This is a genomic window from Bradyrhizobium sp. SSBR45G, from assembly GCF_030159255.1.
In the GTDB taxonomy this organism is placed as follows: domain Bacteria; phylum Pseudomonadota; class Alphaproteobacteria; order Rhizobiales; family Xanthobacteraceae; genus Bradyrhizobium.
Genome location: NZ_BSCT01000037.1, coordinates 1 through 18,635, shown reverse-complemented (window position 1 = coordinate 18,635; position 18,635 = coordinate 1). Strand labels below are relative to the sequence as shown.

Sequence of the window (18,635 nt, the reverse complement as noted above, 5' to 3'; positions counted from 1 at the left end):
AGGGGAGGGACCTCAGTCTCTTTCGACGTCCCATGACTGCAGACGCCGCTACTCGGCAGTCTTTCCCAGCGTCGCCGGATTGTATCCCTCCTCGCGCAGCACGCGCTGCACGACCGGGCGCGCCAGCATGCGCCGGTAGTGCGCCAGCAGGTTGGTCGGCAACGCGATGCCGGTCTTGTCGGCCCAGAACGTGACATAGAACAGGATCGGATCGGCGACCGAGAACGCGCCGCCAAGATAGGGCTGTTCGCCGAGCATCCGGCTCAGGATCGCAAAGCCCTTCACGACGATGTTGCGGCCGAGCGCGCGCACCGACTCCTGATCGGCCTCATTGCGGCTGAAGGTCGGTGTCGCGAAGATGCGCGCGAAGCCGTGGCCGTGCACGGTGCCGGCGATGTAGGTCATGGCTTCGAGCAGCCGCGTCTCGGTCTCGATGTCGGAAGGCCAGAGCCTCGCCCGCGGCCGCGAGCGGCCGAGCCAGTAGGCGATCGCCGGAACCTCGGTCAGCACGCTGCCGTCGCCGCGCACCAGGGCCGGGATGGTCGCTTTCGGGTTGATCGCCACATACTCCGGCTTGAAATTGTCGCCGGCCGGCAGGTTGACGATGTAGGCCTCGAACACCTCCTCGAGCTCTTCGAGAATGATGTGGATGCCGGTCGAGCATGATCCGGGAGTCATGTAGAACTTCATCGCGGCCATCAGTGTCTCCAAGCCGACATCGGGCGTGCGCTCGTCAGCGCACGGCATGCTTCATGCAAGGATCGGAGCAGTTTCGAGAGTGACGCGCCGTGGCTCGACGATCCGGGCCGCCGCCGTCAGGTTTGCGACAGGAGACATCGCCACCGTCCCGCTGCTCCCGTCGCATTGTCAGGGAGCGCCGCATGACGGAACGTGAGCCGGAAGTCTTCGTCATCTGTCCGACCACGAGCATCGCAAAGGGCGAGGCCAAGCCGTTCAGCCTGTCGCGGCTCGGCGACAATGGCGAGGCGCGGCCGTATCCGATCGTGATCGTCCACACCGCGTCGGGCGGCTTCGTCGGCTATGTCAACAGCTGTCCGCATGACGGCAAATGGCTGAACATCGGCAGCGGCCAGTTCTTCAATGCGGACCAGACGCTGCTCCGCTGCGGCCGTCACGGTGCGACGTTCGAGATCGACACCGGGCTTTGCCACGCCGGCGCTTGTGAAGGCCAGAGCCTGGAGCCGATCGCACTCGCCGTCATCGACGGCGAGGTCTGCCTGTGCGGCGTCGCGCTGGTCGAGGATGTCAGCTTTCCCGCTTCCTTCGATGATCTCGACGAGACGATGGAGATCATGATCCATCCGGATTGAGCATATTACTCATTGCTCTGGATCAGCCCCGCCTGCTTCTCACTGAACTGCTCTCGTCCAAAATAGGATGTTATAAGCTATCGAGGCTTGGCCGGTCGGCTCCCTCTCCCCGTTCTTACGGGGAGAGGGCTGGGGTGAGGGGCGGCCACACGGGCAGACTTCGCTACGAGAATAGACGCCTGCGCATTTTGAGCGCGCGTCTGCGATGCTGTCCAGCTTTCCCCGGATCTGGTGTCGCGAGTCCGCGGGTTCAAACTCGTACTACCCGTGCGGCTGCCCCTTACCCCAACCCTCTCCCCGTAAGAACGGGGAGAGGGAGTGGACCGTCCGTGTCGCTAGAACCCATCCGCCTTCTTTCCCCAGGGGTGGCTGCCGGGCACCAGCTGTGCCTTGATGCCGGCCTTTTCGACGTCGGCCTGGGACTTGAAGAACGTCGCCTCGTGCACCAGCGTGCCGTTCTTGGTCGTCACCGCGACATAGCGTGCGACCGTGTCGATGTCGCACAGATAGCCGCCGCCGGGGTCTCCGGCGCTGCGCAGATTGCCATCCCAGTCCACGAAGAAGCCTTCACTCGACATGTCGTTCTCCACCTTGGCGTTGACTCAAGTCTCGGGCCGATCGGCGACCAGCTGCGCATAGGCGCGCGCGACGATGTCCCGGCATTGCAACAGACGCCGATGCTCGGCCTCGCCGATGCTGATCGTGCCGCCGTTATCGTCGGCTGACGCGGTGGCCGCCTGCAGTGCCTCGAACAGCGCCTTCTCCAGCTGATAGATGCGCTCGCTGGCGCGCTCCAGATAGGGGATCGGATTGGCGCGGACATTGGCGTCGTGCAGCGCATCGAGGCTGAGCAGCGTCCGGAATCGGCGCTCGACCTGGCGCTGCTCGATTCCGAAATCGTGCTCGATGACGGTCACGGCCGGACCCCGGGCGCGGCGGCTTTCGCCGCATGCCGCAGCAAGGTGAGGCATTCGAGCGAGGCCGCCATGTCGAGCGCGGAAAAGCCGTCGAGCGTCTCGGTGCTGATGTCGGCGCCCTTGGCCAGCAGATGCGCGACCACCTCGGCCTTGCCGGACGAGGAGGCATACATCAGCGCTGTCGCACCATTGTCGTTGCTGTTGTCGAGATCGATGCCGGCCTCGACCAGCGCATCGATCGCATCGAGGTGATGTCCGACGCAGGCGAGCCAGAGCGCGTTGTTGCCGTCGGCGTTCTTTGCGGCGATCGCAGCCCCGGCCGCGAGCAGCTCCCGGATGATGGCGACGTTGCCGAGATGGGCCGCCTTCATCAGCGGCGTGGTGCGGTTGGCGATGGTGGCGTCGACGTCATCGGCGGGAAAGCCCTGGGCCGCGAGCCAGGCCGCCAAGGTCGGGCTGATATCGGCGGAGCCGCTCCGTGCAGGGAAGCGCTGGCGCCACGCCTCATAGCCGCCGTCGAGACTGTAGACCTCCGTGAAGCCGAAATCAGAGAAGGTCTGCGCATATTCCTGGCTGGCATGGCCGTGATAGCAGTAGATCAGGATCGCCGTGCGCCTGGTGGTGCCAGCGATCAGCTCCGACAGATTGCGCTGGGTGAGATGCTGCGCGCCGACAATGTGCGCGGCATTGAACGAGGCCTGGTCGCGGACGTCGAAGCGCAGCACATCGTCGCGCTGCAGCAGCTCGGCCGCCTGGCCGATGTCGATGCGCTGGAATGGAATGCGCGGTCTCATGGCAATCCTTTCATGGCAAAATTCCCGCTTCGTTGCGCATGCGGCCGGGATAGGCCGGCAGCGTGGTGATGCGATCATCGGTCAGGGGGCGGCCGACGGTGAAGTGATAGAGCGACTGATAGTCGCTGCCGACGACGCCGAGCATCTCGTGGACGGAGTCGTCGAAATAGCAGCCGATGCCGGTGCCGCGCAGGCCGGCCGCTTCGGCTTCGAGATAGAGCACATGGCCGAGCAGGCCAGCCTCCCAATGCAGCTGGCGATAGCGCCACGAATTGCTGCTGACGAGCGGGGCGAACTCCGCCAGCATCGCCACGGCAAAGCAGCTGTCGCCGGCGATCGCCTGGTGACAGCTTGCGGTGCGGATCACGCCGCGGCTGTCGGTCGGCAGGAGATGAAACAGCGGAAGATGGTCGGGCGCGCTCTCGACGCGATGCCAGTCGAAGTCGGGACGCAGCGCGCGCCGCAGGCTAGCCTCTGCATCGTCGCTGCGCGGCAGCGCATAGAGCCCGGGCGTGAGGCCCTCGACACGATGCACGAACAGCAGCGGATGCAGCCGCGGCGCGAAGGACCAGCAATCCCAGGGCGTCGAAGCGCGCGGCAGCAGCGCCTCCAGCAATTGATGGAACGCGTCGAGGGGCATGGTGAACCTGGCGTCGAAGCGCTGCGCACTGCGGCGATTGAGAATGAGGTCGGCGGCGCGGGCCGTTGACCGCGCCGCGCGCGGCAGACGGGGCGGTGTCGCCGTGACGGACTGCTGCGCCGCGCCGGTTGTCGCCGTGCTCACCTCGGCGATGACGGGCCAGCGATAGAGCGGATGGCGATCGAGGCGGTTCGCCTGGCCTTTCCAGGCGTCCTCGATAGCGGGGGGAGGCGGCAAGTCGGCATGTGAGGGCTCGCCTGCATCGCGCGGCGCGATGGCAACGAGGACATCGGCATCCTCGGCCTCGACGCCGGCGAAATCGCTGGCGCGATCGAGCCCCATGATGGCGGCCAGCCTGCTGCTGTCGAGGCCATCGATGACGCGGGCGGTCCAGCCGAGCGCTACAGCCGCGTAGCTGATGGCGCCGAGCGCATGGCCGAGATCGAGCTGGCAATAGCGGAACGCGCGCTCGCCATATTTCCAGGCCTCGCGCCAATGGATCGAGGACAGGCCAAGCCACAGGCGCGGCTGATCGTGCGCGGCCGTGCCACGCCGGCAGCGCTGCTCCAGCACATGATCGCGGCTGACATAGTGATGCAGGCCATCGCCGAGGCCGGCGATGTTGTCCGCAACCACATAGGTTTCAGTCGGATGCAGGTTGCCGCTGGAGGGATTGCAGCGCAGCGCCCAGCGGTCCGGGCCGAACTCTTTCCACGCGCTGAGCCCGAACGACAGCTCCAGCAGCAGCGCGACGCTGTCGATCGTCAGCGGCTGCACGGGGGCCGTCCCGTTGCACGCGTCGGCGAAGCTCGTGGCGAGACGGTCCGATGTCAGCGGCAGCGCCATGCGCGGACTGCCGGCAAATTCGCGGAACGGATTGGGCTGCGCATCCCAGTCCAGCGTCTCCGGCCCCGCCGCAGAGCGCTTCAGACCATGCTTGGTGCGGGCGTGATAGGCGAGCGCAATGTCGGCGGCGACAGGCAGCTTGGCCGCGCTGGACGGTGACACGGACATGGGTCCTCACAAGGCGCGATGGATGGGTTCGCGCATGTTGGATGGTCGTTTGGCGACCTGATGCCGCTGAGCAAATTTCGTTCCGGCAGCGCTCAGTTCTCTCCGTTCGTCATTCCGGGATGCGCCCGCCTGGGCGCAGGCCCGGAATCCATAGCCACGGCTGGTGGATATGGATTCCGGGCTCGACGCTTGCGCGTCGCCCCGGAATGACGATCAAAAAGTAGGTCGCATATGATTGACAGAGAGGCGGATAGTCGCAGCTGTCAGAGCATGTGCGAAACCGGACAGAGTGCCTTGCTGGCCATGTCCGTTTTTCGACATCAATGCTGGCGAGAGCCGCGCGAGACGTTGGTCTCGATCAGCATGGCGACCTTGGCCGCGATCGACAGCCACGCCTGATGCGCGTCGATCTTGTGGCCCAGTTTGAAACTGTCAGCCATGCGGACCGCGAAGGCCGGCCCGTCGGTGCCGTGTTGTTCCGCGATGATCCACGCGGTTTGCCACAGATCGGTCTCGGTGGTCACGGCGGCTACAGATCCAGCACCAGCCGGTCGCCTTTGCCGCGCGACACGCAGGGCAGGAAATAGCCTTCGGCGCGCTGCGCCGCGGACAGTCGCTTGTCGCGATGGTCGACCTCGCCGTCGACGACCTTCGTTTTGCAGGTGCCGCACATGCCCTGCTCGCAGGAGGTTGCGATCTTGACGCCGTTCTCCTCGAGGAACGCGGTCACGGTCTTGTCGCCGGGGATCTTGAACGTCGCGCCGGTGCTCTTGATGGTGACGTCGAACACCTTGTCGAGCAGCGCGGCGGCCGCCTTCGCGGTGAAGCGCTCGACATGGATGCGCTCCTCGGCAAACCCCTTCTGCTTGGCGAGTGCGATGATCGGATCCATCCACCAGTCGACGCCGCAGATGAAGAGCTGGGTGTCGTCGGGGCGATCCGCCAGCAGGTCGGCCGCCTTCAGCAGCTGGTTGTCCTCGGTGGATTCCTTGTAGTATGTCGTGTCGTCGGCGAAGGCCGAGGCATCGATGGTGCTGCGGAACGAATCCGGCGACATCAGCGCGAACACGTAGTGCAGCTCGAACGGGATGTTCTTCGCCTTCAGCGTGTCGGCGATCGACAGGATCGGCGTGACGCCGATGCCGCGGGCCACCAGCAGTGCGCGCTTGGTGTCCTTGGGGATCTTGAAGCGGTTGCGCGGGCGGCTGACCTGCAGCCGGTCGCCTTCGTTGATGTCGAGATGCAGCGCCTTGGAGGCGCCGCGGCTGTTGCCGTCCTTCCAGACGCCGATGCAGTAGCGGTTGCGCTCGGCGGCGCTGTTGAGCAGCGAATATTGCCGGGTCAGCCCGTTCGGCAGGGTGACGTCGATATGGCTGCCGGGGGTGAAGCCCGGCAGCGGCTGGTCGTCCGCCGGGACGAGCTCGAACGAGGCCATGTTGTGCGCCTCGATGGCCTTCCTGGCCACGACGACCGTGTGCAGGGTGTCGGACATCTGACAACTCCATCTTGCGAGCCGGCTGATGAGAAGCCGATGCAAGGGGAGGGCCAGATTGCCGACGCGCTGCTACGGCCGCGGGGGCCAAGTCAGCGGGGCCAAGTCCGCGGAATCATGGCCGCCACCCGTCACCCCCAGATGTGGTGCATGGTGTGGTGGTGATGGTCGACGACGGTCGACGAATGCGAGGCCGCCGTCGTATGGGTCGCCGTCGAATTGTGGGTCGTGGCCGTCGCAGTGCCGTGATGGTGGTGATGCGTGGTCGTCTTCGTCGTCGTCGCCGTCGTGCTTGCGGTGGCGTTGCTGCCCGTGGTCGTGGTGGTGCCGGTCGTTTTGGCCGTTCCGCCGCTGGAGCTGGTCGTGCCCGACGTCGTGGTGCTGGCGGTCGCGGCTCCTCCGGTGCCGTTGGCGATGTTCGGATTGGCCGTGACCTTGGTCGTCCCCTGGGCCAGGCCCGCGACCGTTGTCGCCTTGGAGACGGTGGTCGCCGAGCCGACATAGGACGCGCCGCCGATGGCGATGTTGTTGCCGCTGACGTCCATGGCGTCGGCTACGAAGCCTTGGCCTGCTGCCGTGAGCGCCGCGAGGTCCGATGTGAGCGCGGCGCCGGTGTCGCCGTTCAGGATGCCTTGAAGGCCCTTGATGGCGGTGGCGGAATCCGCCTGCAGGGTGCCGTTGTTGAGCTCGTTGTCGAAACGCCCCTGGAACACGGCGCCCTGGGCGGCGTCGAAGCTGGCGCCGAATTTGTTGTAGTTCTCGATCTGCGTGATCAGCGCCTGGCTCGCCGTGCCGGTGCCGTTGACGATCGCCGCGAGCTGCGCGTTGATCGTGTTGGCCTCGGCGACGAAGGTCGCCCAGAAATTGGTCTGCGCCTGGTTGTCCTGGAACCTGGTGACGGTGCCGGTGAGACCGCCGGCATCCTCGGCGAAGCCTCCGGAATGTCCAGGATTGCCGTTGCCGCCGGCGGCCGTGTTCAGCGCGGTGTCGTTCTGGACGATGTCGATGATGTCGAGCAGGTTGTCGGCGGTGCCGCGCAAGGCGGTGGTGTTTCCAGTCGCCGCCGCGGCATCATATTTCGTGAGCTGCAGATTGATCTGGTTGAGCACGGTCTGAAGATGCAGCGTCGTGGTGGCCGCAGCATTGGCGGTCTCTCCGGCCTCGATCTGCGCCAGCATGGTCGCGTTGTTGAGGATCGCGGTGAGGCCGGACTGCACGGCGGTCAGGTCGTTGGTGACCTCGGTCAGATTGTTGGCGTTGATGCCGCCGGAAATGACGCTCACCGCCGCGTTGAAGACTTCGCCGACGACCTTCAGGCTCGTGCCCGCCGTCGCGGCGGCAAGCGTGGTCGGGTCGTCGGCGCCGGCGGGGAGGTTCTGGAATGCGACGTCGGTGGCGCCGGTATTGGCGGTGAAGGTGACGTTGTTGAGGGCTGCCGAGAGATGCGCATCATTGTTGATCTCCGACAGGATTTCCGTCTGCAGCGCATGGATGGTCTGCGACGCGGCCGACATCGTCGTGGCATTCGTGGTCTGCGCGGCCGCCGTCAGCAGGGTTCCGAGTTGCGTCTGCACATTGGTGAGGACCGCAATGTCGGTCGAGTTCAACGTGAAGGTCTGGCCGCCAATCGTGACATCGTTGGGATTGGCGAGAATGGCGGCGATGTCGTTCTGAACCGCGTGAATGTCGGTCGTGTAGCTGGACAGGAACGTGTTCGAGTTTCCGCTGCCCTGGCTGCCGGAATAGAGTCCGAGGGAGATACGGGTGGCATCGTTGAAGACGACGCCCGCCTGAACCAGATCGGTCGACAAATTGAGCGCGCTCGTCCGCGTCAGCAGATTGGATGTACCGTTTGCGAGCGCTGTGGCGTTGAAGTTGGTGGCCATTCGATTGTCTCCTCTGGCTTTAAGACCGTCGCGACGCGCCGTGCTCTGCAGACAATAGTTCAGTGAGCGCCCGCACCGGCGGATGCGGGGACGCGTGGGTGATGCGTGTCGTGACTGGAGAGCGTGTAGTCGCGCATTCGGGCCGCGCGCGGCTGCGAAGTCGTCGCCGCTCGGGCAGTTGGGGCGCCGTTCTGGTCTGTTCGTTTCTGTGCGGCGTGCAGAAACGTTCATTGGCCTGGGAACGCTGCGGCGTTCTGTCGCAGGGGGCGTCTGAAGGTGTCGCGCACAGCAAAGTAGATGATCTTCTGATGAAAATCATTCGCATGTAGCTGGCGAGTTATTAGTCGGTGCCAAGTGCGCTGAGTGACCGCACGGCGAACTAATCGTCGTCCCGCGAGCCATCATGAGAAGCCACCTTGATGGCGCTGCGCATCTGTTGTTGTCAGCGGCTTGCGTTCGCCGCCGATCGGATGTATCAGCGTCGCCCGTTTCAACTCCCTGAGCGTTCAACGCGAGAGGCCCTCAGCCATGTCAAGTCCACTGTGCGCGACACGATCCGTGCCGACGCTCGCAGTGCGTCCGGCTGACAGACTCTCCAAGATGTTGAACGACCATGGCCAAGTCATTGATCGCGCGCCGGCAGGAGGCCGAGCGCGCGCGGGTTGAAGCCTATGAGCTGACGCTGCGCCGCGTGGCGCGGCCAACGCGGCCGCCGCCGGATCTGCACAATGCGATCCGCGAGGCCCAGGCCGGCTTCACCGCCGACATCATTCGTGCTCCCGAAGCGTGGAGGCCGCAGCTGAAGACGCGCGACGCCGCGCGCCTGCGGCTTGCGGCTGCGCGTCATCTGTTCGCACGCTATCCGGTGGCCCCGCATCTGGAGCAGATCTGGATCGACGCGGCCGGGCTCGGCCACGACGAGATCAGCCTGCGCAAGCGTTGGTACATCGTGGCCGCCGGCGGCGGCTCGCTGTACAAGGCTGGCGCGTCGGCGTGGCTGTCGCGCAAGGAGGTTCACGCCTTCCTCAATCCGCTCGGGCAGGTCGGTTTCGACGAGGCGATCTGGCAGGCGATCGCGCGCTCTACCACGGACGATCCGGCGCTGGTGGCGCGGATCGCGCGATCCAGGATCGCGCGGACGCCGCGCGGCGAGCTCGCGTTCTGGCGCGAGGCGGCGCAGTTCTTCTGCGCGCAGCCGACGACGGGGGAGGAGATCGATGATCTCTGCGACTACATCGCGCATCGTCGCCGGGGCGAACGCAAGTTCAGCCTCAAGGGGCGCTCGCTCGCGGCGCTGCGCCGGCTGATGAACGCGTGGCATCGCGACCTCGCGGTGATCGCCCGCATCGAGGCGGCGCGGCAGCGGGCCCTGATGGCGCAGCAGCGCACGGCGGCGCGGGCGGCGGAGCTGCCGGCGCATTGGCCGGGCGCGCCGCTCCAGGACTGGTCGTGGAGCCCGTCGCCCAAGGCGGGCGCGAAGCGCGATGAATATGTCGTCACGCAGCTGCGGACCGCCGAGGATCTGGTCGCCGAGTCGCGGGCGATGCGTCACTGCGTCGCGAGCTATGCGAGCAAATGCATCGCCGGCTACGCCTCGATCTGGGCGCTGCGCTACCGTCACGCCACCAGGACCGAGCGGCTGCTGACGATCGAGCTGGATCGCCAGCATCGTGCGGTGCAGGTGCGCGGCTTCGCCAACCGCGTGGCTCATCCCGACGAGCGCAAGGTTCTGGAGCGCTGGGCCAAGGCGCGCGGGATCAACCTGCCGGAGACGTGACCTGCGTCGTCCTCGCGGGCGGCGCGGGTCATCCGCATCCGGCAGGATCGGCGCGCTTCAGTGCCCGTCGATCGCATCCGCCTTGGCGCCGCCGGCGACCGAGTAGCGCATCGGCACCTTGCGGGTCTTGAGGAAGGCTTCCAGCGTCTCGCCGCGGAACGCCGCGTATACCTCCGGATTGGAGACGCCGATCACGGCCGCCATCTTCTCCAGCACGAAGAAGCTCACACCGCGCCTGATCATCTCGATCCATCTGCGGTTCCGGATCAGGTCGCGCTCGTCGTCCGTGAGCTGATACTCATCCGCCAGCGCATCGAATTCCTCAACGAATCTCTTGCGATGCGCCGGGATGACGAGCCGGTGCAGGAAGTCGTTGATGCGGAAATTGGCCTGGCTGCGGCCATGCGTGAACGGATAGGTGCCCGTCAGCGTCTCGGCGCCGGCCAGCTCATATCCCAGCTGCGCGCGATAGGCTGCGACAGCTTGCGGATCGGGGGCCTCGCCGAGATCCTCGAACACCAGCGTGGCGATGTTGGTCACCGACGGTGCATAGGTCTGCTTGTGCACCAGCTTCACCTTGTCCGAGAGCGCCCCGCGCATGATCAGCCACATGATCACCTCGGCGCCCTCCATGCCGCCCTTGACGGCGTAGTCGGCGATCCGCATCGTCGTCAGCTTCTCCGGGTCCTTCTCCAGCAGCTCGAGGAATTCATTGTCCCAGTCCTCGTTCAGGAAGCCGGCGCGCTCGCCATGGACCTGGTGCGACAGGCCGCCGGTGGCGAAGATCGCCACTTTCAGATCCTCCGGATAGCTCTCGATCGCCTTGCGCAAGGTCTTGCCGAGCTTCCACATCCGCTTCGCGTTGGGGATCGGCAGCTGCAGCACGCCGACCTGCAGCGGCACCACCGTGCCAGGCCATGGACCGCTGGCATCGCCCATCATGGATAGCGGCGACAGCATGCCGTGATCGACCGCCTTGCCCTGGAAAAACGACATGTCGAATTCGTCGGCCACCATCGCCATGGCGATGTGCTGCGACAGGCCGAGATGACCCTTCGCGGGCGGCACGTCGCGCGGACCGCCGCCCTCGTCGGCGGCGACATAGCGCTCGTCGATCCCGAGCGCGAAGGCCGAGTAGTGGTCGAAGAAGAACGAGGTGACGTGATCGTTGTAGATCATGAACAGGACGTCGATGTCCTTGCGCCTGACCCAGTCGCGCACGACGTCGAAGCCGTCGAAGATCGGTTTCCAGGCCGGGTCGTTCTGCTTCTTGGTGTCGAGTGCGAAGCCGATGGTGGGCGAGTGCGACGCGCCGATGCCGCCGATGATCCGGGCCATGTGTCTCTCCGCGAGCTGCGAGCCGGCTCTGGCTGTTGGCACGGCCGCGTGTGGCGGGGACCTTACGAAGTTTCCTATGTGAGACAATAATGCTAGCGTGTACGGATCGTTTCTCTGATTGGACGAGCGGCCGGGCATGAAATGGCGGATCGAGGACATTCCGGTGTTTCATGCCGTGGTGGCGACCGGCGGCATGACCGGTGCGTCGCGCTCCCTCGGCATGCCGAAATCCTCGGTCAGCAAGTCGGTCGCCCGGCTCGAGCAGGACCTCGGGATCCGGCTGTTCGACCGCAACTCGCGGCGCGTCCGCGTCACGCGCGAAGGCGAATTGTTCTTCCAGCAGTGCCAGAAGATCCTCGACCAGGTCTCGGAGGCCGATGCCGTCATGACCGGGCTGTCCGGCGTGCCCAGCGGACGGCTGTCGGTGGCGCTGCCGCCGGCGTTCTGCGAGGAGATCCTGGCGCCCAAGCTCGCCGAATTCCACAGCCGCTATCCGCGCATCGAGCTCGACGTCGAGGCGACGACGCGGGCGATCGACATGCTGGCCGACCGCTTCGACATCGCGGTGGTGGTCGGCGTGCAGGAGGATTCCGAGCTGGCGCAGAAGGTGCTGATCGGCGGCCGCCTGATCTGGGTGACGAGCCCGGCCTATCTGGCGGCCCATGACATCGGCGAGGACGTCCGCGCGCTCGAGGCCCATCTCATGATCTGCGAGCGCCGCTACAGCGATCGCACCCTGATGATCAAGCAGCACGGCCATCTCGTCCGCTTCAATGTCGGGGGGCACGTGGCGCGCATCAACAATCCCCTGGCGGTGCGCCGCGCCGTGGCGCACGGCGCCGGACTGTCGTTCCTGCCGGAGCATTATTGCATCGAGCTGCTCGCGGAGGGCCGCCTGGTCGAGATCGGCAAGGAGGTGGTGTTCGACACCCGCGCCGCGCAACTCACGGCGATCTTCCCGAGCCGCAAGCTGATGTCCTCGCGGGCCCGCGCCTTCCTCGATTTCCTCGAGGAGATCTGCGCCGAGCCGCGCACCTCCGGACCGTCAGGCGCTGCGTGAGCCGTCTGCCAGGTTCACGGCAGCCGATGGAATGACGGCGGCAGCGGCGCGCGTGTCAGCTGGCTCAGATCCAGCGTCTCGCCGCTGTCGGCGATGTCTGAGAACAGCACCTCGATGAAGGGATGCTGACGGTTGGCGACCGCGCCGCGCTGGTATTTCCTGCTCACGATGCGCGTGAGCGCCGCGAGGTTCAACTTGCCCAGGGCGTTATACTGGTTGCGGAGCAGGCTCTGCCGCCCGCCACTGTGCTCGATCGTCTCCGCCCAGATGTCCATCACCTTGCGGCTGACGAACGCCTCGACGTCCGTCGTGCCGTCCTCAAACAGCAGGCGCAATCCGTCCATCCTATGCGGCTGCTCGTCGACGCGAAAATGGCTCAGCGACATCGGAGGTCCTCGTCTGTTGTCGTGCACCGGCGGTCTTGCCGGAGAGTTGAGCGCGGCGACTGGCGCCTCGAACGTGTAGGCGAAGCCCGTCGACGCGTAGGTCAATCGCACCTCGCCCCCGAACTGCATGCCGAGCGTTTCGATCAGCCGGGTGCCAAAGCTTCGGTTGGCCGGCTCTTGGACCGTCGGACCGTCTCGCTCGGTCCAGGCAAAATGCAGCTGCTGGGTCGGTCGGTCGATGCTCCAGACGAGATCGACGCGCCCGTTGGGGACCGAGAGGGCGCCGAATTTCAGCGCGTTCGTGCAGAGCTCGTTGAGCGTCATCGCCAGCACGACGACGGCATTCGACGTCAGGGGGACCTCGGGGCCGCCGATCGCGAAACGCGACTCCTCGGGATTGTCGAAGGCCTGGATGGAGCTGCGGATCACCGCGCCGAGGTCGGCGCTGGACCATTTCGCCTGCAGCAGCAGGTCGTGCGCCCGCCCGAGTGCGAGCAGCCGCCCGGAGATGGCGTGCTGCGCGTCCTTCGCTGCCGGCACGCTGCGAAGGCTCTGGGAGACGATGGCGGAGACGGTTGCGAGCGTATTCTTGATGCGGTGTTGCAGCTCCTCGAGAATGAGCCGCTGCAGCCGGCCGACCGCCTCGCGCTCCCTGGCCTCGATTTCGGCCTTCTCCAACAAGGTTCTTGCCGTGCTTTCGGCCTCGGCGATCAGGCGCTTCAGCCCAAGAATCTCGATCGCCAGAAAGTCCTGGTCCGCAACCGTGCCATGAGGGTGTGACCCTGTCGTCAGATCGATCGCGAGCATGGGCATGTCCTTGCACGGGATGCCGCTCTCCGAGATCATCGAGGAGCGCGCGCCAGCAGGCTGACGCTCGGCCATCACTTCGTCCGAAGAGAGCCCGTGCTGAAATGCCTGAGAATCTCCGCGGCGTTGGTGAGGATCGTTGCCTTCCTCACAGCCGCAGCGCGCTCGCCGCCGGGCTGCATCAGGCCGGCTTCCTCCAGGGCGCTTGCCGCCTTCAGGGTGAGCGCCGCATCCAGCCCCGAGGGGGTTCGTTGTGCCTGCTCCGAGGCGCCGTGCGATTGAGCTGGCGGCTGTGCGCCGCTGCGGAGTCTTACCATTGGACCAGAACCGCAACGATGATCACGAGCCCAAAGAAGAGCGGCACGAGGAGCGGCGGCACCAGCCACTCGCGAATGCTGAACTTGGAGGTGCTCGATGGGGAACTGGATTGCAGGGTGTTGGATTGCAGCGTGTTCGACATGCTGGCCGCCTTCTGTCGCGGCGGGAGCGCATGGCTCTCAGTCACCGATGGCAGCCGGGGAGACGCGCGGTGATCCCCGACATATGGTGTGCGCGGCGCCAATAGCGAGCCCCGCGGGAAAATATTGTCGTGATCCGACGTTCGCAGGGTCGTCATCCCTCATCCGCGAACGCCGGACTTCGCCTGTTGCTTGCCGATCCGCAGCGCCGATCGCGCGATGATCGCGGATCGGAACGCCGCGCCCGTCGGCTCAGTAGCGGCCGACGCCGACGCTCACGCCGGGCGCACGGATGCCGATGCCGCCGCGATCGTCGTCATAGTCGCGACGCTCGCGCCGGCCATAGCCATAGCCGTAGGCGCCGCGATCCTCGCGGATGATGGTCCGGCGCTCGCGACGTTCGCGCCAGCAGCGGCCGCTTTCGGTGCAGACCATGCGGACCTGCTCGATGCCGCTTGGCGGGACGACCGATGCTCCGGGCGAAAGCGGGGCAGCCGAGGCGGATGCCGCCAGCAACGTGGTCGCGGCAGCGGCGAATATGATCGTAAGAGCCTTCATGGCCATGACGTATCTCCTTGGGTGATTGCGTCACGGAACCAATCGGCTCGCGTTCCCATGGTTCCCGGCCGCAGCGTCTGATTCGTAGCAGCGTGGGGTTTTGTATCAGTGGGGATTTGGCAAAGAGGACGATCGGACACCGGCGGCGGACACTGGCAGCGGAGTGAATGGCGTCGGCAGGCAGACCGCCCCGCGCCGTGCGAGCTGACTGCAGCCCAGCGCTGGCGGATGACACCTGAACAGAAGCCGTTTAAGAGACGCGCCTCGTCTTAAAGATCAGCGGGAGGCGTCATGAATCTCCGTGAGAAGTGGGAAGATCAGGCTGGCCAGTGGCTCGCCTGGGCGAGGGCGCCGGGCCACGACAGCTTCTGGCGCCATCATGGCGAGCAGTTCAGCCGCCTGCTGCCGCCGCCCGGCGTGCTCACGCTCGACATCGGTTGCGGCGAGGGCCGGTTGTCCCGCCAGCTTGCGGCCGCCGGCCACAAGGTGATCGGCGTCGACGCGTCACCCTCCCTGATCGCCGCGGCCAGATCAGCCGATCCGTCCATCGCCGTCACGCGCGCCGATGCGGCTGCGCTGCCGCTCGCCGATCGCTGCGCGGATCTCGCGATCGCCTTCATGTCGCTGCAGGACGTCGATGCGATGCCGGCTGCCATGCACGAAGCCGCGCGGGTGCTGAAGCCGGGCGGCCGGTTCTGCATGGCGATCGTCCATCCGCTCAATTCGGCCGGCCGGTTCGAGAGCCTGGCGCCGGATGCGCCCTTCGTCGTTCGCGGCAGTTACCTGGACTCGTTCACCTTCAGCGACGCGGTCGAACGCGACGGCCTCAGCATGACGTTCCACAGCGCGCATCGCCCGCTGCAGAGCTACTTTGCCGCGCTGGAAGACGCGGGCTTCCTGATCGAGGCGCTGCGCGAGCCGTCGATTCCGGAAGCGATCGTCGCGCGCGACAGCAGCCGGCGCTGGCTGCGCGTGCCGCTGTTCCTGCATCTGCGCTGCCTGCGCCCGTAACGCCGGAGCGCAGCGACGCGCTCCGGCCTCGCGCGAGCCTCACCCGCGCCGGGCCGCCTCGATCGCGGCGATGTCGATCTTGCGCATCGTCATCATCGCGGCAAACACGCGCTTGGACACGTCGCCGCCTTCGGCCATCGCATCCGTCAGCACATGCGGCGTGATCTGCCAGGAGATGCCCCATCTGTCCTTGCACCAGCCGCAGGCGCTTTCCTGGCCGCCTTGGCTGGTGATGGCGTTCCAGTAGCGGTCGGTCTCGGCCTGGTCGTCGGTCGCGATCTGGAACGAGAAGGATTCATTGTGGGTGAACATCGGTCCGCCATTGAGGCCGAGGCAGGGGATGCCGCACACGGTGAACTCCACCGTCAGCACGTCGCCGGCCTTGCCGGAGGGATAGTCGCCAGGTGCGCGGTGCACGGCGCTCACATGGCTGTCGGGAAACAACTCGGCATAGAAGCGCGCAGCCGCCTCGGCGTCCTTGTTGAACCACAGACAGATCGTGTTCTTATGCTTTGCCATCTCTAGGCTTCCTTCCGTTCCGAATATCGGCCGTCGTTTGATCAGGAATCGACGACCGTTTGACGAGGATTACGCCGGCTCGTTCCGCTCCGGTGATCCAAGGACGGCGCTGGCCGCCGCGATCCGACGGGATGATCTCCGGTCCGGCAAATTTATTTCGAGGGTCACGACGCCCGGTTCCAACATCGCGCAGCGGTTGTGGAGTTTGCAGGGGCGTGGTGTAGGATCGCCGGCGGGGATCGATCGGGGAATGGGGACTTGGAATCATGAGCGTCACGCGTGCCGCCCGGCCGTTCGCGCGCTGGGCTTCTGTTGTCGTGCTGGCGTTCGCCGTGATGGTCGGTTCCCCCGCCGCAGCCGAATTCAACTACGCCCGCTACCAGGAGGCCAGTCTCGACGAGTTGCTGGCGCTGCCGAGGCCGGCCAACGGCGTCGACATCAAGGCCGGCGCGCCGCTCAAGCTCGAGGTCACCCTGGTCAATGCCGGCGGCTCCTGTGAGACCGGATTCTTGCGGCGGGCAATGACGATGACGGGCTTCGACCGGACCGGGGCGATCGGCATCTCGAACTGCATCACGGTGCGGTCGGCCAAGGGCAAGCAGCTCAAGGTCTTCGTCCAGGACATCGTCTACGGCTTCCTGCCGCGCGAGGTGAAGGTCGGCGGCAGGCTGACGCTCTACGCCGTCCACGTCTACACCTCGGCCGAGGGACCCGGGCTGCTGGTCAACGAATTTCAGACGGCGCAACCAGCCACATCCGCCCAACCGCCATCCGAGACCGCGATGTCCTCATGCGGCTGCTGGTCGCTGCGCGATCATCCCGGCATCGACGTCGACGCCGGCAAGGAGGGCGCCCCGGTCGGCGTGATGGAGGACGGCGAGGTGGTCAAGGTCGAGTCGGCCGACCAGGCTCCCGCCGATCTGCCGATCGTCGGCGGCTGCGGCCGCTACGTCGTGCTCAAGCACACTTATCCCAACGGCGCCGTGCTCTTTACCCGCTATGTCCATCTCGGCCGTCTCGCCGATGCCAAGGGCGCGATGCCGGCCGTCGGCGCGCGCTTCAAGCGTGGCGACAAGATCGCCGAGGTCGGCCCCAGCAGGATCCTGCATGTCGAGCTGCGTCCGGTCGCGCTCGGCAACACGACGGCGGACGCGGCGTGGCTTAAGCAATATGACGGGATTGCCGACATGGAATGGTCGCGCTACGAGCCGGTGGATCCGAGGAAGTTCGATCCCGACGCCTTTGGCGGCCGGGCCAAGCGTGGGAAGTAGGCGTCAAGATGGTGTTGAAGACCGTGGGCTGCGTTCGAACGACGCTCGTGGGGATGGTCGTGGCGATGCTGGCGGGATCGCTCTCGCTGCCGGCGCAGGCGCAATCGGCGCCCCGCAAGGCCGCGCCGCCGGCAGCCCGTCCAGCGCCGCCGGCGCCAGAGCTGCCGGATGATCTGAAGGGCGTGCGCGGCGAATGGAAGCGCGCTGGCGCCGGCTTCGCCTGCACGGTGACGCCGGCGCGCCAGCTATCGCAGGAGCTGCTGCTTGCGGTCATGGCGCGCGCCTGCATGCGCCTCGGCCCGCTCGTCGTCGGCGATCCCGCCGCGACCGCCACTACAGCGCTTGGGCAGCCGCACCGGACCTTGAAGCAGCCGCAGGACAAGGTCGCCTGGATCTATTTCGTCGGCCAGCGCGAACACTATCCGTATTTCGTGGTCACCGTCGCCGCCGACAGGATCGTCGCCCTGCAGGTGACCGGCGATGGCACCACGACCGCCCCCGGCTACGAGCTCAGCAGCGTCGGCCTCGGCGCCGCCACCGACGATCTGGTGAAGGTATTCGGCCAGCCCAGCCATTTCGAGCCGAGCGAATTGAAGGGCGTCGAACTCTGGACCTATCCGCCGCACCCGTTCTCCTTCGAGCTGAAGGGCGGGCGCGTGATGTCGATCCGGATCAATCAGTCGTAGAGCGAAGCTGCGTGGCCTGAAAGCTAGCCGGGGCGGGGCGCGCGCGACCAGCGCGCCACGATCTGGTCTGCGTCCAGTTGTCCGAGGCGGGTCGGCGGTCCTTCCAGAACGGTCGCATTGACCTTGGCAATTTCAGCGTTCAGATCGCAGACCTTGCGGCGCACGGCAGCTTCGTCGGGGAGCGATGCGATCGTCGCCAGTTCGCGCTCGACCTTGCGCAACAGCTCCAGTGAGGGCGGCAGCATCGAGATCTGCTCGCGCCGGACGAACTGCTTGATCCACCACAGCGGATCATGCTCCTCGCCGAGATCGGGGAGCGGCTTGCCGGCACCCGGCAGATGATCGAAGGCGCCTTCGCGTTGCGCCGAGCGGATCTGCGCCTCGACCCAGGATTCGAAGCTGGTCGCCAGCGGCTTGCGCTCGGTCATGATCAGCAGCCCCTCTTGGTGGCAGTGCCGCGATGCTAGCAGGTCATCACGAGCGACACCAGAACGGCGCCCTGCGCCCGCGCGGACAGGGCCGGGGCAGATAGCCTGACGCCCTGTGGACAGGGGCGACCGAATGGAAAAGCTCCAACGACGATTCTTATTGCTAATTTTCCGAAGTCGTGCTTTTATCTGCGCAACCCGCCTCGAGCAGAGGGACGTACGCGTCGTCACGAACGTGGAGGTGGGCTGCGATGGACGTGAC

At 66.1% G+C, this 18,635-nt stretch carries 20 protein-coding genes and 1 pseudogene; 6 read left to right on the top strand and 15 right to left on the bottom strand.

Features of this window, described 5'->3' with window-relative positions; all coding sequences use genetic code 11:
* Positions 1 to 48: 48 nt before the first annotated feature.
* Positions 49 to 690, bottom strand: a complete 642-nt coding sequence (locus QQL87_RS30400; protein ID WP_284422796.1) for a glutathione S-transferase family protein — start codon at positions 688 to 690, stop codon at positions 49 to 51.
* A 191-nt stretch (positions 691 to 881) separates the two neighbouring features.
* On the opposite strand from QQL87_RS30400, the gene QQL87_RS30395 reads away from it, so the two are divergent.
* Positions 882 to 1,331 (top strand): Rieske (2Fe-2S) protein, encoded by a 450-nt coding sequence (locus QQL87_RS30395; RefSeq protein ID WP_284422743.1) that lies wholly within the window; start codon positions 882 to 884, stop codon positions 1,329 to 1,331.
* A 335-nt stretch (positions 1,332 to 1,666) separates the two neighbouring features.
* Here the strand turns inward: QQL87_RS30395 and QQL87_RS30390 are convergent, their stop codons facing one another.
* From QQL87_RS30390 to QQL87_RS30360, 7 genes are all read right to left on the bottom strand, one after another.
* A complete protein-coding gene (locus QQL87_RS30390) occupies positions 1,667 to 1,909 on the bottom strand; it encodes a hypothetical protein (RefSeq protein ID WP_284422742.1) in 243 nt (80 codons plus the stop codon).
* Between the two features lie 24 nt (positions 1,910 to 1,933).
* Complete coding sequence (locus QQL87_RS30385; protein WP_284422741.1) at positions 1,934 to 2,248, bottom strand: hypothetical protein; 315 nt, start codon at positions 2,246 to 2,248, stop codon at positions 1,934 to 1,936.
* On the bottom strand, positions 2,245 to 2,973 hold the full coding sequence (locus QQL87_RS30380; RefSeq protein WP_284422795.1) for an ankyrin repeat domain-containing protein: 729 nt from the start codon (positions 2,971 to 2,973) through the stop codon (positions 2,245 to 2,247). Before QQL87_RS30380 ends, QQL87_RS30385 begins: the two co-directional genes overlap by 4 nt.
* A gap of 79 nt (positions 2,974 to 3,052) precedes the next feature.
* Positions 3,053 to 4,696 carry a SagB/ThcOx family dehydrogenase gene (locus QQL87_RS30375; protein WP_284422740.1) on the bottom strand — a complete coding sequence of 548 codons (1,644 nt, stop codon included), beginning with the start codon at positions 4,694 to 4,696 and terminating at the stop codon, positions 3,053 to 3,055.
* Positions 4,697 to 5,016: 320 nt separating this feature from the next.
* On the bottom strand, positions 5,017 to 5,220 hold the full coding sequence (locus tag QQL87_RS30370; protein WP_284422739.1) for a hypothetical protein: 204 nt from the start codon (positions 5,218 to 5,220) through the stop codon (positions 5,017 to 5,019).
* Between the two features lie 5 nt (positions 5,221 to 5,225).
* Positions 5,226 to 6,188: a PDR/VanB family oxidoreductase gene (locus tag QQL87_RS30365; protein ID WP_284422738.1), complete on the bottom strand. Its 963-nt coding sequence runs from the start codon at positions 6,186 to 6,188 to the stop codon at positions 5,226 to 5,228.
* A 131-nt stretch (positions 6,189 to 6,319) separates the two neighbouring features.
* Positions 6,320 to 8,074: a hypothetical protein gene (locus QQL87_RS30360; protein WP_284422737.1), complete on the bottom strand. Its 1,755-nt coding sequence runs from the start codon at positions 8,072 to 8,074 to the stop codon at positions 6,320 to 6,322.
* Between the two features lie 613 nt (positions 8,075 to 8,687).
* Between QQL87_RS30360 and QQL87_RS30355 the strand changes: the two genes are divergently transcribed.
* On the top strand, positions 8,688 to 9,851 hold the full coding sequence (locus QQL87_RS30355) for a PcfJ domain-containing protein (RefSeq protein WP_284422736.1): 1,164 nt from the start codon (positions 8,688 to 8,690) through the stop codon (positions 9,849 to 9,851).
* A gap of 57 nt (positions 9,852 to 9,908) precedes the next feature.
* On the opposite strand, the gene QQL87_RS30350 is transcribed toward QQL87_RS30355, so the two are convergent.
* Positions 9,909 to 11,189 carry a gallate dioxygenase gene (locus QQL87_RS30350; RefSeq protein WP_284422735.1) on the bottom strand — a complete coding sequence of 427 codons (1,281 nt, stop codon included), beginning with the start codon at positions 11,187 to 11,189 and terminating at the stop codon, positions 9,909 to 9,911.
* Positions 11,190 to 11,325: 136 nt separating this feature from the next.
* Here QQL87_RS30350 and QQL87_RS30345 point away from each other — a divergent pair, with 136 nt between their 5' ends.
* A complete protein-coding gene (locus tag QQL87_RS30345) occupies positions 11,326 to 12,249 on the top strand; it encodes a LysR family transcriptional regulator (RefSeq protein WP_284422734.1) in 924 nt (307 codons plus the stop codon).
* A gap of 14 nt (positions 12,250 to 12,263) precedes the next feature.
* On the opposite strand, the gene QQL87_RS30340 is transcribed toward QQL87_RS30345, so the two are convergent.
* From QQL87_RS30340 to QQL87_RS30325, 4 genes and pseudogenes are all read right to left on the bottom strand, one after another.
* Entirely contained in the window at positions 12,264 to 12,635 is a 372-nt protein-coding gene (locus tag QQL87_RS30340; protein WP_284422794.1) for a signal transduction histidine kinase, read from the bottom strand.
* A 372-nt stretch (positions 12,636 to 13,007) separates the two neighbouring features.
* Positions 13,008 to 13,442, bottom strand: a pseudogene (locus QQL87_RS37290) (HWE histidine kinase domain-containing protein); the annotation flags it as partial.
* 310 nt (positions 13,443 to 13,752) lie between these two features.
* On the bottom strand, positions 13,753 to 13,902 hold the full coding sequence (locus QQL87_RS30330) for a hypothetical protein (protein ID WP_284424135.1): 150 nt from the start codon (positions 13,900 to 13,902) through the stop codon (positions 13,753 to 13,755).
* 250 nt (positions 13,903 to 14,152) lie between these two features.
* A complete protein-coding gene (locus tag QQL87_RS30325) occupies positions 14,153 to 14,458 on the bottom strand; it encodes a hypothetical protein (RefSeq protein WP_284422793.1) in 306 nt (101 codons plus the stop codon).
* Between the two features lie 291 nt (positions 14,459 to 14,749).
* On the opposite strand from QQL87_RS30325, the gene QQL87_RS30320 reads away from it, so the two are divergent.
* Positions 14,750 to 15,469 (top strand): class I SAM-dependent methyltransferase, encoded by a 720-nt coding sequence (locus tag QQL87_RS30320; protein ID WP_284422732.1) that lies wholly within the window; start codon positions 14,750 to 14,752, stop codon positions 15,467 to 15,469.
* A 39-nt stretch (positions 15,470 to 15,508) separates the two neighbouring features.
* Here QQL87_RS30320 and QQL87_RS30315 read toward each other — a convergent pair whose 3' ends face one another.
* Positions 15,509 to 15,988, bottom strand: coding sequence for a VOC family protein (locus QQL87_RS30315; RefSeq protein WP_284422731.1), 480 nt, complete (start codon positions 15,986 to 15,988; stop codon positions 15,509 to 15,511).
* Positions 15,989 to 16,254: 266 nt separating this feature from the next.
* On the opposite strand from QQL87_RS30315, the gene QQL87_RS30310 reads away from it, so the two are divergent.
* Together QQL87_RS30310 and QQL87_RS30305 are read left to right on the top strand one after the other, a co-directional pair.
* Complete coding sequence (locus tag QQL87_RS30310; protein ID WP_284422730.1) at positions 16,255 to 17,259, top strand: M23 family metallopeptidase; 1,005 nt, start codon at positions 16,255 to 16,257, stop codon at positions 17,257 to 17,259.
* Positions 17,260 to 17,267: 8 nt separating this feature from the next.
* Positions 17,268 to 17,945, top strand: coding sequence for a hypothetical protein (locus QQL87_RS30305; protein ID WP_284422729.1), 678 nt, complete (start codon positions 17,268 to 17,270; stop codon positions 17,943 to 17,945).
* Positions 17,946 to 17,968: 23 nt separating this feature from the next.
* On the opposite strand, the gene QQL87_RS30300 is transcribed toward QQL87_RS30305, so the two are convergent.
* On the bottom strand, positions 17,969 to 18,373 hold the full coding sequence (locus QQL87_RS30300; protein WP_284422728.1) for a DnaJ family domain-containing protein: 405 nt from the start codon (positions 18,371 to 18,373) through the stop codon (positions 17,969 to 17,971).
* Between the last annotated feature and the right edge of the window lie 262 nt (positions 18,374 to 18,635).

Bases quoted from the DNA above. Each gene is read 5' to 3' on its own strand.
- QQL87_RS30400 (WP_284422796.1), bottom strand. From the start codon at position 690: ATGAAGTTCTACATGACTCCCGGATCATGCTCGACCGGCATCCACATC.
- QQL87_RS30395 (WP_284422743.1), top strand. From the start codon at position 882: ATGACGGAACGTGAGCCGGAAGTCTTCGTCATCTGTCCGACCACGAGC.
- QQL87_RS30390 (WP_284422742.1), bottom strand. From the start codon at position 1,909: ATGTCGAGTGAAGGCTTCTTCGTGGACTGGGATGGCAATCTGCGCAGC.
- QQL87_RS30375 (WP_284422740.1), bottom strand. From the start codon at position 4,696: ATGTCCGTGTCACCGTCCAGCGCGGCCAAGCTGCCTGTCGCCGCCGAC.
- QQL87_RS30365 (WP_284422738.1), bottom strand. From the start codon at position 6,188: ATGTCCGACACCCTGCACACGGTCGTCGTGGCCAGGAAGGCCATCGAG.
- QQL87_RS30360 (WP_284422737.1), bottom strand. From the start codon at position 8,074: ATGGCCACCAACTTCAACGCCACAGCGCTCGCAAACGGTACATCCAAT.
- QQL87_RS30355 (WP_284422736.1), top strand. From the start codon at position 8,688: ATGGCCAAGTCATTGATCGCGCGCCGGCAGGAGGCCGAGCGCGCGCGG.
- QQL87_RS30350 (WP_284422735.1), bottom strand. From the start codon at position 11,189: ATGGCCCGGATCATCGGCGGCATCGGCGCGTCGCACTCGCCCACCATC.
- QQL87_RS30345 (WP_284422734.1), top strand. From the start codon at position 11,326: ATGAAATGGCGGATCGAGGACATTCCGGTGTTTCATGCCGTGGTGGCG.
- QQL87_RS30340 (WP_284422794.1), bottom strand. From the start codon at position 12,635: ATGTCGCTGAGCCATTTTCGCGTCGACGAGCAGCCGCATAGGATGGAC.
- QQL87_RS30330 (WP_284424135.1), bottom strand. From the start codon at position 13,902: ATGTCGAACACGCTGCAATCCAACACCCTGCAATCCAGTTCCCCATCG.
- QQL87_RS30325 (WP_284422793.1), bottom strand. From the start codon at position 14,458: ATGAAGGCTCTTACGATCATATTCGCCGCTGCCGCGACCACGTTGCTG.
- QQL87_RS30320 (WP_284422732.1), top strand. From the start codon at position 14,750: ATGAATCTCCGTGAGAAGTGGGAAGATCAGGCTGGCCAGTGGCTCGCC.
- QQL87_RS30315 (WP_284422731.1), bottom strand. From the start codon at position 15,988: ATGGCAAAGCATAAGAACACGATCTGTCTGTGGTTCAACAAGGACGCC.
- QQL87_RS30310 (WP_284422730.1), top strand. From the start codon at position 16,255: ATGAGCGTCACGCGTGCCGCCCGGCCGTTCGCGCGCTGGGCTTCTGTT.
- QQL87_RS30305 (WP_284422729.1), top strand. From the start codon at position 17,268: ATGGTGTTGAAGACCGTGGGCTGCGTTCGAACGACGCTCGTGGGGATG.
- QQL87_RS30300 (WP_284422728.1), bottom strand. From the start codon at position 18,373: ATGACCGAGCGCAAGCCGCTGGCGACCAGCTTCGAATCCTGGGTCGAG.